Raw genomic sequence first — 10,947 nt, 5'->3', positions numbered from 1 at the left:
ACGGTGCAGCACCCGCCCTATGGGGACGCGGGGAACTGCGCGACCAGCCACGACGCAGCCGCAGACGATCGACCGCCGAGCCCGGGCGCTCAGCCCGCCCGCAGCATCAGCCCGATCCCCGCCACCAGCAACACCGCCGCCGCGATCCGCGGCGCCCCGAACCGTTCCTTGAAGAACACCGCCCCGATGGCCGCCCCCACGATGATCGACGACTCGCGCAGCGCGGCGATCGGGGCCAGTTCCGCCTTGGTCTGGGCCCACAGGACCAGGCCGTACGCAGCGACGGACATCGCGCCGCCCAGCAGGCCCACGCCCGCGAACGGGCGGAGAACGGCGAGGAATTCACCCCGCCAGCGGGTCAGCGCGTACACCGGGATGGCGAACCCCTCCACCGCCATCAGCCAGGCGATGTACCCGAGGGACGAGCCGGACGCCCGCACCCCCAGCCCGTCCACGACCGTGTAAGCGGCGATGGTCAGCCCGGTGGCGAGGGCCGCGCCGATGGCCGCCCAGTTGGGCCGGCTGCCGCGCAGTCCCCACAGGGCGACACCGGTCAGACCCGCGCAGGACAGGGCGATGCCGGCGGCCGCCCAGCCGTTCGGCACCTCGTGCGCGAAGAGGGCGGCAAGCACCGTGACGACCAGCGGCGCGGTGCCGCGGGCGATCGGGTACGCCTGACCGAAGTCGCCGAGCCGGAAGGACCGCATGAGCAGCACGTAGTACGCGAGGTGGATGACCGCGGAGGCGGCGAGGTACGGCCACGCCCCCGACGCCGGGAGGGGGACGAACGGCACCATCGCCAGCCCGATCAGCATCCCGCCGCCCGCGATCAGCGTGAACCCGACCAGCTTGTCCGTGATGCGGTGGGCGATCGCGTTCCAGCCGGCGTGGGTGACCGCGGCGCACAGGACGGCCGTGGCGACCAGCGGCGTCACGAGCTGTGCTCGCGCACGTCCACCAGGGTGGCTCCGGCGCGGGTGACGAGTTCCTTGGGCTCCATGGGGAACACGGCGTGCGGATTCCCGGCGGCGGCCCACACGACCTCGTGCTCCAGCAGCGAACGGTCGGCCAGCACCCGGGTCTTCGTACGGTGCCCGAAGGGCGGCACACCGCCGATCGCGTACCCGGTGGTCTCCCTTACGACATCCGCCTTGGCCCGCGTCACCTGCTCGGCGCCGAGTTCCTGCCGGACCAGCTCGACGTCGACCCGTGAGGCCCCGTCCATCAGCACCAGCACCGGGACCCCGTCCGCCGCGAAGATCAGCGACTTGCAGATCTCGCTCAGCTCGCACCCGATCGCGGCGGCCGCCTCGGCGGCGGTGCGGGTCGCGTCCGGGAAGCGGCGGATACGGGTGTGCAGGTCGTCGAGCCCCAGTTCGGCGAGGGCGGCGGCGAAACGGGGGTTGGCTCCGGAGCTGTCGGTGGCATCGGGGGTCGTCATGCACGGCACGCTAGCGGCGTGTGTACCGGGCACGCGACCGAGTTGTGCAGCCCCGGCGCGGCGCTGGTGCTCCGCCGTGTGTACGAGCGGGACGGTGAGTGGCGGCTCCCTGCCGGGTCGACCATCGATCGCCTCGTACGCCGCCCTGGTCCGCAGCTGAGCTCCCGGCCGTGCGGCCGGTGCCGCGCCGGGCGACGGGCCGAACGACTCCCGATCCCTGCCCGAAAAACCTCGCGGTCCGGAGCAACCTTTCCGGGGGCGGTGACGACTGCGTAGCGTCCGGACAGGGGGTCTGGTCAGCGGCAACACCCGAAAGAGAGCACCAACATGTTCCCTCACTCATCCTCTTCGCCGGAGGAATCGCCCGGCGGCGGCCGCGGCCGCCGCCGCGTGTCCTTCCGCTCGGCCGTTCTGGGGCGGCGGCACACGCACCGCGGCCGTCGGCTGCACCAGCGCCGGAGTTTCTGGGCGGCCCTCAGCCTGGCGGTCGTGGGCGGCTCCGTGGTCGTGGTCAACACGGCCTCGGCGCAGACCGTGGACACGAACGCCTGGTACACGCTGGTCAACCGCAACACCGGCAAGGCGCTGGAAGACCTCGGCTACGCCACCAGCGACGGTGCTCCGGTGGTGCAGTGGAGCCGTACCGGCGGGGCCAACCAGCAGTGGAAGTTCATCGACTCGGGTGACGGGAACTACCGGTTGCAGAACCGGGCCTCCGGCAAGGTGCTGGACGACTACGGGTGGTCGAAGACCGAGGGCTCCGAGCTGGTGCAGTGGAGCGACAGGAACGGCGCCAACCAGCAGTTCCACATTCAGGAGTCGTCGGACGGCTACGTGCGTCTGATCAACCGTTTCAGCGGCATGGCCGCCGAGGTTCCGCTCAGCGCCAAGGGTGACGGGGGCCACATCGCCCAGTACCACGACTGGAACGGCGCCAACCAGCAGTGGCAGCTCGTCCCGGCCGACAGCGCCGGCGGCACCCAGAACGCGGGGGGCTCCGGCAGCAGCACCACGCTCGGCAGCAACTCGACGAACGGTTTCCTGGGCAGTGACACGGTGCTCGTCGGCGGCTCGATGTCCGACGCCTCGGCGGCCGCCGCGCCGTTCGACGTGCGGTACGCCTATGTGCACAGCCAGCCCGCGCCCTCCTCGGACTACTACACGGCAGCGAAGTGCCACGACGACTGGTCGGGCTGGTGGGGCTGCTGGACGGGCAGCACCACGTCGCCCGGCACGTACGTGACCTATCGGGACACCGTGGCGACCCAGGCGACGTACAAGGGCAGCCCGCGCCCGCAGAAGATGCTCTGGACCTGGTACTCGCTGCGCGACCTCGGGGACGCGGCGGGCGAGGGCGACGGTCCGGGCGAGGTCAAGGCCATCAACAGGACCGACCTGCTCACCCGGTACCTCAACGACTACCGGTTCTTCCTCCAGAAGATCGGAACGTCGCACGACGCGATCGACCTCGAGCCCGACTTCTGGGGCTACGTCCGGTCGCTCGGCAATCCGCACCAGGTTCCCGCACAGGTCACGGCCTCGAATCCGACGGACTGCGGATCGCAGGAGAACAGCGCCACCGGCCTGGCCCAGTGCCTCATAGCGATGGCGCACAAGTACGCGCCGAACACCGCCGTGGGGCTGCACCTTTCCTGCTTCGACTGGCAGACCAACACGCAGGCCTGCGTCAAGGACTACGCGGACCTCGGGGCGAAGAACGCCGACTTCCTCGTCACCGATGTCTCGGACCGCGACGCGGGCTGGTACGCCCAGCCGGCCCACGGCGGCAGTGACCACTTCTGGAACGACCAGAAGGCCGCTGCCGCGCTCGGGTTCTACAAGACGATGTCCGAGTCGGTGGGCAAGCCGGTCGTCCTGTGGCAGATCCCCGTGGGCAACATGGCGCAGAACAACACCTTCCAGCACTACCAGGACGACAAGGTCGACTGGTTCTTCTCGCACATGGACCAGGTGGCGAACGCGCATGTCGACGCTCTCCTGTTCGGCTCGGGGCAGCAGGAACAGACGACGCCCGAGACCGACGGCGGAAACCTGATCAACAAGACGATCGCGTACCACAACTCGGGCGGCACGCCGCTCAAGTAGCCACCGCGGCTCGGGCGCACGAAAAGCAAGCCCCAGGCCTCTGGCCGGGGGCTTGCTTCCCTCTCTGGGCCTTCGGGCCGAAAACGGCCGCTCAGACCGCGGCCACCCGCTCCCCGGCCGGGCGCCTGCGCAGCGCACTCTCGCTGATCGACGGCGGCTGCCAGATCCCGTCGGCGCGGTAGAGGTCGGTGCCGGGCGGCACGATCTCGTCGATACGTCGAGTACCGCGTCGTTGAGCAGCAGGTCCGCCCGCGCGAGCAGCGAGGTGAGCTGGTCCATGGTCCGCGGACCGATGATCACCGACGTGACGGCCGGATGCACCAGCGGGAAGGCCACGGCCAGTTCCGGCAGGGTGCAGCCCAACTCCTCGGCGAGCACGACGAGTTGCTCGACGGCCGCGAACTTCGCCGGGTTGCCCGGGGCCTCGGGGTCGAAGCGGTGCGGGGTGAGCTTGGCGCGGCCGGTGGTCAGATCGACGGCTCGGCCCTCCCGATAGGCGCCAGACAGGAATCCCGACGCCAGGGGCGACCAGGTCAGCACACCCATGCCCAGGCGCTGCGCGGTGGGCAGCACGGCCCGTTCGACACCGCGCGCGACCAGCGAGTACGGCGGCTGCTCCGTACGCGCATCCGCATCAGCCCGCGCCGCTCCGCCACATGATCGGCCTCGACGAGGTCCTCCGCGGGAAGGTGGAGCAACCGAACGCCCGGATCTTGCCCGCCCTCACCAGGTCACTGAGGACGGACAGCGTCTCCTCGATGTCCGTGGTGTGATCCGGCCGGTGCACCTGGTAGAGGCCGATCCAGTCCGTGTCCAGGCGCCGCACGCTGTCCTCGACCGCCTTGAGGATCCAGCGGCGCGAATTGCCGCTGCGGTTGCGCCCCTCCCCCAGCGGAAAGTGCACCTTCGTGGCGAGTACGACGTCGTCACGCCGGCCCTTGAGTGGCTTGCCGACGATCTCCTCGCATTCACCGGCCGAGTACATGTCGGCGGTGTCCACGAAGTTGCGATACCGGTCTTGCCCAGGGGGCGATAGCGCATACCAGTACTCCGTCGCAGGGGGGCCGGATCGGGAGCGCCAGCCCAGGACTTGGAGCGCACTGACGGCAAGCCGTTGGCGCAGCCGCGATCGCGCCCGTCACTCGGCCAGGGCCGAGGCCAAGTCCACTCGAGCGGTGCAACTGTGCGCCTCTTGCCTCCACACCCGCCAGGAGTGACCATCACTTACCGTGCGTACGGACCGTCGGAGAACGGGCCGACCACATGGAGGGGGGAGATCGTGCAGATAACATTCAGGGTCATCGCCTCGGACACATCGGTGGAAGCCGAAACCCGTTCCCTGTGCGATTGGTTACGGCTGGAACCCGGAATCAGGCGTTACGCGAACATTTCCATGGGGTCGTCCACGGCACCTGTTCCCGGAGCGCAGGGCCCCGTCCTCGACCTGGTGTCGCTCCTCGTCAGCAGCGGGTTCAGCGCGGCCTCCCTCGGGGTCTCGATCGACACCTGGCGCAGACAACGCCAGGCACACCCCACGGTGTCCGTCGAGCGCGACGGCACCACGGTGATGATCGAAGGATCCGTACTGGAGGCGCGACGCCTGCTGGAGGATCTGTTGCGTGACCCGGACGAAGATCCCGACGCGGGCGGTGCCGGGGGCGGCGACAGCGAGTGAGCGGTCTTCCGGATCCGCGCAGCACCAGGGTCCTGCTGATCGGCTCGGACACCTTCGAACACCTGGAGAACCTGCCGGCCGCCGGGGCGAACCTGGAGGCGCTCCACGAACTGTTCACCGGCTCAGTGTGGAATCTCTCCCCGGAACACTGCACCGTACTGTCCAATCCCGCCTCCCCGTACGCGGTGGACCGGTCGGTCGAGAAGCTGCTGCAAGAGGCGGACACGGCGCTGCTGTACTACGTGGGCCACGGCGTGCTCGACGAGGAGAACGGCAGCCTGTGCCTGGCCCTTCCGCAGAGTGCGCCGGGTTTCCACCATGCCACGGCAGTGCCGTATCAATGGATTCGGCGCCGAGTTGCCCGCGCGCCCCGCGCCTCTCGTGTCGTCGTCGTTCTGGACTGCTGTTTCAGCGGACGAGCCATGCAAGCGGGCGACACCGCATCGTCGACCGTGGCAGCCCTCGCAGACGGCGACGGAATCGAGGGGGTCTACCTGATGGCGGCCGCTTCGGAGAACGCGGCTGCCGTCGCTCCGCCCGGCGCCCACCACACCGCGTTCACCGGTGCTTGGATCGACGTCATCACCAAAGGGGTGGTGCACGGCCCGAAGTACCTGACCCTTGACATGATCTTCGAAGAGCTGAAGGACTCCCTGACCCGGCGCGATCTACCCGCTCCTGTGTCACTGGACCGCAATCAGCTCGGCAGACTGAGCTTCTGCCTCAACCCCGTCCATGAGCCTGTACGCGCCGACCTGTCCGTTCTGCAGAAGGACCGGGAGAACAGCCCGGTGCGGTCCGAAATCGACCGTCTGACCCGGCAGTTGGGACTCCTGCGTCGGGCTCGGCGCTGGGAGGAGTACCGGCAACTCGTCGACGAACTGGCCGCCGACCGCGTCGATGCCAGGAAACAGGCCGTGCTGCTGCGCACTCTGGAGGAGATCGACCCGGACATCGCTGACGACCTGGCGACGACGATCGGCGAGATGAAGCACTACAAGCTCGTGCCGGATGTTGTGCTGGCACTCGACCGGGAGGGCGCCGTGGCCAGTTGGTCGACGGTGCTGCAGGCGGCCGGACACGCCTGCTACCCCGAGTCCAGGGAGTGGCTCACCAACCATCTGCCCGTCGACATGTACGCCGGTGCGGTCTCCCACCTGTATCGCGGGATGGCACGGAAACGGAGCGGGTGGGTGGGGACCCTCATCTTCCTGCTGACCCGGGATCCCTTGACAGCACGCTTCAGCTTCATGGAGTACACGGCCGCCCAGCAGTCGGTGGACGATCTCGTCCGAACGGTGGTCATACTGCACAACGCCTCGCACAAGGAGGCCCCACACGTGTCCGACCTGCTGGAACCCATCGCGACGACACGCACGGCCGAGGATGTGGTCGCTGTCATGGACGCCCTGCGGCGGAGGGGCGAACCCAGCCTCCGGTACTCGAACAAGCTGCTTCGCCTTGCCGCCACGCTGCGTGGCGCGCGCGAGGCCCAGAAGCTCCTGGCCGTCCTGCGTGCCGCCGGCCGGGACTGGGAGGCGGACCAGGCCCTGCGGTGGATGGCAGTCGACAATCCGACCGAGCTCGACACTGTTCTCGGCAGACGCCGCGAAATGCCCACGGTCGCCAAACGGATCATCGCCTTCCGGGAAACGGGTGGGGACGCCGATGCCGAAGCGATCATGAGCATCTTGGCGCGCAAGGGCTCACCCGACGTCTTCGTCCAGACGCTCCAGCAGCTCGACGACGCCGGGCGCCAGCAGGACCGCAAGGCGCTACTGGGCTCTGTCCGCGCCGGGATTCGACGGGCCCGTCTGGCCTCGGCGATGCGCCACGCCGGTTTCACCGAGTTCCGGGTCAGCGCCTTCATCGCCACAGCTGCGAGGGTCGCGCTCCGGGGCTTCATCGGAGTCGTCGCAGCGCTCTTCGTCTTCACGCTTCTGGCCACGCAATGGCTCGACGACGCAACGAAAGTCGACGACCTGCGCTCCGGGACACGGCCTACACGATGTCTGAGTTCGGACTGCGGCTGGTCCTGGGGACACAGCTACTCACTCGCCGACGGTTCCACCGTCCATTCGACGTTCGCGCTACCCGGCGGGCCCCGGAACTTCACCACGACCCTCAAGGTGCGCCTCCCCGACCACTGCTCGGCCCACGCGTCAGCCGTCTCATACGTCTTCGTCGCAGGCGAGTCCCGGGTGTCGGGGCAGGTGACTGCGAACGACGACAAGGGGATCGCCTTCTCCACCCACGGGGCACACGACCTCGTCGTCGAACTGGCCGCTCCCGGAACACCGTCAGGCTGCGCACCCTGGGTCGGACTCACCAACCCGACCCTGCACCGCTTCAGCTGGCAGTTTTTTCAGGACCGGTCATGAAGGGCCGGGGCCTCGTCCTGCTGGACGCCCTCGCGGACCGGTGGGGCGTGGCGGCGGGACCGTGTCCGCGGAACACGGTGTGGGCGGAGTGCACCTTGTGAGCGCCTGTTCGTCATCCAGCGCCGCCTCCGTCAGGAGTTCGCGGACGCGGTCAAGAGCGGCGAGCTCGACCTGAGTGAGATCGCCGAGAACACCGGCCCCCGCAACGCCGAGGGAACCCTCCAGCGCCCTGCGCAGGACCCCAAGTGACCGGCTGCCTCAGCCGCCGAACACCACGTCCTTGGTCTCCGCGACCGCCGCGGTCCGCCCGGGCGCCGAGTGGTACTGCCAGTACAGGTTCGTGTGGGCGATGACCTGGTCCGGTGGCGGCGCACCCCACTTGCTGTTGTCGTTCGTGGTGTGCGCGTCGGCGACCAGCGTGACGTCGTAGCCCCGTACGAACGCGCCGTGGATCGTGGAGCGTATGCACGCGTCCGTCTCCGCACCCGTCACGACGAGACGGCCGACTCCGGCCGCGGCGAGGACCTGCTCCAGGTCGGTGCCCTCGAAGGAGTCGCCGTAGTTCTTGTGCACCAGTGGTTCGGCCTCGCGGCGGGGCAGTTCGGGGACGTACTGCCAGTCGTCGCTGCCCTTCTTGAGTTCCTCGTCGGAGTGCTGCACCCAGACGACCGGCACGTCCGCGGCGCGAGCCTGCTCGACGAGGGAGGCGATGTTGGCGACGACTGCGTCCCGCTCGTGCGCGGACTCCACGACGCCCCGCTGGACGTCGATCACCAGCAGGGCGGTGTTGGGTCGTGCAGACAGTGTGGTCATGTCCCGCAGGCTAGACCCGGCCACTGACAACCGCCTCCGCCTCCGCCCTCGGCCGGCGCCCGGCGACCAGCCCGCCCGCCGGCCCCCGGGGACACCACGCCCATCATCGCGGCGGCGAGGATGCCTCGCCTCCCGCAACGAGGGAGCGGCCTCCCGAACCCATGGCGTAGCGCACTCCACCATGCAGCTCGGAAGGCCGCCCACCGGCCAGAACCCTCAGACCCGCACCAGCTCCCGGTCCTCGTCCGGGTCGCTGTCCCTCGCGTCGCCGAGGGTCTTCAGGCCCTCGCCCTCGACGTCCACGTTCGGCACCGCCCGGTCCAGCCACTTCGGCAGCCACCAGGCCTTCTTGCCGAGCAGGCCGAGGACCGCCGGGACGATCGCCATCCGCACGACGAACGCGTCGAAGAAGACGGCGATCGCGAGGCCGAAACCGATCATCTTGATCATGGACTCGCTGGAGGTGATGAAGCCTCCGAAGACCGCGATCATGATGGCCGCGGCGGCCGCCACGACCCGCGCGCTGTGCCGGAAGCCGGTCACCACGGCCTGGCCCGGCGTCTCGCCGTGGACGTACGCCTCGCGCATGCGGGTCACGAGGAACACCTCGTAGTCCATGGCGAGACCGAAGACCACGCCCACCATGAAGATCGGCATCATCGACATGATCGGGCCGGTCTGCTCGACGCCCAGCAGGCCGCCGAGCCAACCCCACTGGAAGACCGCGACCACGGCACCGAGCGCGGCGAGCACGCTCAGCAGGAAGCCGAGTGCCGCCTTCAGCGGGACCAGGATGGAGCGGAAGACCGCGATCAGGAGCAGGAACGCGAGGCCGACCACCAGGGCCAGATACGGGATCAGGGCGTCGTTGAGCTTCTGCGAGAAGTCGATGTTCATCGCCGTGGTGCCGGTGACCAGCACCTTCGCACCCGTGTCGGCCTTGATCTCGCTGCCCTGGTCACGGATGGCGTGCACCAGGTCCTCGGTCTGCACCGAGGACGGCTTGGAGCCGGGGATGACGGTGATCGTCGCGGTGTCGCCGGCCTTGTTGAACGCCGCCGGGGTCACCGTGGCGACGTCCCCCAGGCCCTTGATCCCGTCGGCCACCTTGTCGGCCGCCGCCTTCGGCGCGTCGCTGTCCTTGGCGTCGACCACGATCATCAACGGGCCGTTGAAGCCCGGGCCGAAACCCTCCGACAACACGTCGTACGCCCGGCGCTGCGTCGTGGAGGTCGGCTGCGAACCGTCGTCCGGCAGGCCCAGTTCCAGCTGGGTGGCCGGGACGGCGATCGTCCCCAGACCGACCACGCCGAGCAGCAGTACGGCGGCCGGACGGCGGATGACGAAGCTGGCCCAGCGGGCGCCCAGACCGGGCTTTTCGGGGGTGCCGGCCGCGCTCCCCCGGCGCTTCTCGCCCGCGGCCCTGACCTTCCCGCCCGCATATCCGAGCAGTGCCGGGATCATGGTCAGCGCGATGAGGACGGCCACGACGACCGTGCCCGCCGCCGCGAGGCCCATCTTCGTCAGCATCGGGACGTTGACGACCGAGAGGCCCGCCAGTGCGATCACGACCGTGAGGCCCGCGAAGACCACCGCCGAGCCCGCGGTCCCGGCGGCCCGTCCGACGGCCTCCTCGCGGTCGCGGCCCTCGGCCAGTTCGCCGCGGTAGCGGGAGACGATGAACAGCGCGTAGTCGATGCCGACCGCGAGACCGATCATCAGGGCGAGGGTGGAGGTGGTGTCGCCCAGGTCGAGCGCCTTGGCCAGGACGGTGATGGTGGAGACGCCGATGCCGACGCCGATGATCGCCGTCAGCAGCGGCAGTCCTGCCGCGACCAGTGAGCCCAGGGTGATGACGAGGACGACCGCGGCGATGGCGAGGCCCACGACCTCACCGGCCGCTCCCGGCTCGGCTCCGGCCTGCAGTGCGTCACCGCCGATCTCGACGGTCAGCCCGGCGTGGCGCGCGTCCTGCGCGGCCTCCTTCAGGGCGTCCCGGGAGGCGTCCTTGAGCTCCATGCCGGAGACCTTGTACTTCACGGACGCGTAGGCGACCGTGCCGTTCTTGCTGACGGCGTGCGCCTGGTAGGGGTCGGCGACGGAGACCACCTCGGAGCCGTCGGCCAGCTCCTTCACCGTCTTCTCGACGGTCGCCTTGTTGGCGGCGTCGGTCATCTTCTCGCCCGCGGGCGCCTTGAAGACGACGCGTCCGGTCGCGCCGTCGGCACTCATCCCGGGGAAGCGCTGTTCCAGCAGGTCGAAGGCCTTCTGCGCCTCGGTGCCGGGTATCGAGAAGGAGGTGGAGCCCGCGGCGGGGGCGTTGGCGGCGCCGACCCCCGCGAGGGTCAGCAGCGCCACCCAGAACAGCGCGACGAAGTGCCGTCGCCTGAAGGCGAACCGGCCGAGTTTGTAGAGGAACGTGGCCACGGAGGCGTACTCCCGGTCAGGTCGTGGGGTGTTTCGGGGCAGGGGTGATCAGCCCGGCGGGGAGGCAGGGGTGACCGTCCCGACGACTTGAGCGGTGACGTCAG

The 10,947-nt window shown here is 69.5% G+C and carries 7 protein-coding genes and 1 pseudogene; 3 read left to right on the top strand and 5 right to left on the bottom strand.

Annotated features, from left to right (window positions below; genetic code table 11):
* Positions 1-89: 89 nt before the first annotated feature.
* Both ACWC1K_RS12385 and ACWC1K_RS12380 read right to left on the bottom strand, forming a co-directional pair.
* Complete coding sequence (locus ACWC1K_RS12385) at positions 90-935, bottom strand: EamA family transporter (RefSeq protein WP_450830712.1); 846 nt, start codon at positions 933-935, stop codon at positions 90-92.
* A complete protein-coding gene (locus ACWC1K_RS12380; protein ID WP_450830711.1) occupies positions 932-1,441 on the bottom strand; it encodes a YbaK/EbsC family protein in 510 nt (169 codons plus the stop codon). The genes ACWC1K_RS12385 and ACWC1K_RS12380 overlap by 4 nt, the downstream gene beginning before the upstream one ends.
* A 327-nt stretch (positions 1,442-1,768) precedes the next feature.
* Here ACWC1K_RS12380 and ACWC1K_RS12375 point away from each other — a divergent pair, with 327 nt between their 5' ends.
* Positions 1,769-3,547 (top strand): RICIN domain-containing protein, encoded by a 1,779-nt coding sequence (locus tag ACWC1K_RS12375; protein ID WP_450830710.1) that lies wholly within the window; start codon positions 1,769-1,771, stop codon positions 3,545-3,547.
* A gap of 91 nt (positions 3,548-3,638) precedes the next feature.
* Here the strand turns inward: ACWC1K_RS12375 and ACWC1K_RS12370 are convergent.
* Positions 3,639-4,670, bottom strand: a pseudogene (locus ACWC1K_RS12370) (aldo/keto reductase).
* Between the two features lie 60 nt (positions 4,671-4,730).
* On the opposite strand from ACWC1K_RS12370, the gene ACWC1K_RS12365 reads away from it, so the two are divergent.
* Together ACWC1K_RS12365 and ACWC1K_RS12360 are read left to right on the top strand one after the other, a co-directional pair.
* Positions 4,731-5,222, top strand: coding sequence for an effector-associated constant component EACC1 (locus ACWC1K_RS12365; RefSeq protein WP_450830764.1), 492 nt, complete (start codon positions 4,731-4,733; stop codon positions 5,220-5,222).
* Positions 5,219-7,603 (top strand): caspase, EACC1-associated type, encoded by a 2,385-nt coding sequence (locus tag ACWC1K_RS12360; protein WP_450830708.1) that lies wholly within the window; start codon positions 5,219-5,221, stop codon positions 7,601-7,603. The genes ACWC1K_RS12365 and ACWC1K_RS12360 overlap by 4 nt, the downstream gene beginning before the upstream one ends.
* Before the next feature lie 258 nt (positions 7,604-7,861).
* On the opposite strand, the gene ACWC1K_RS12355 is transcribed toward ACWC1K_RS12360, so the two are convergent.
* Both ACWC1K_RS12355 and ACWC1K_RS12350 read right to left on the bottom strand, forming a co-directional pair.
* Positions 7,862-8,416, bottom strand: coding sequence for a cysteine hydrolase family protein (locus ACWC1K_RS12355; RefSeq protein WP_450830707.1), 555 nt, complete (start codon positions 8,414-8,416; stop codon positions 7,862-7,864).
* 216 nt (positions 8,417-8,632) lie between these two features.
* Positions 8,633-10,843, bottom strand: coding sequence for an MMPL family transporter (locus tag ACWC1K_RS12350; RefSeq protein WP_450830706.1), 2,211 nt, complete (start codon positions 10,841-10,843; stop codon positions 8,633-8,635).
* Positions 10,844-10,947: the final 104 nt, after the last annotated feature.

The sequence above is a fragment of the Streptomyces sp. NPDC001492 genome, assembly GCF_053597275.1.
This window is presented reverse-complemented; position numbering and strand designations above follow the sequence as displayed.

What these genes read in the sequence shown, in the direction of transcription:
- ACWC1K_RS12380 (WP_450830711.1), bottom strand. Translation starts at nt 1,441, where the DNA reads ATGACGACCCCCGATGCCACCGACAGCTCCGGAGCCAACCCCCGTTTC.
- ACWC1K_RS12355 (WP_450830707.1), bottom strand. Translation starts at nt 8,416, where the DNA reads ATGACCACACTGTCTGCACGACCCAACACCGCCCTGCTGGTGATCGAC.
- ACWC1K_RS12375 (WP_450830710.1), top strand. Translation starts at nt 1,769, where the DNA reads ATGTTCCCTCACTCATCCTCTTCGCCGGAGGAATCGCCCGGCGGCGGC.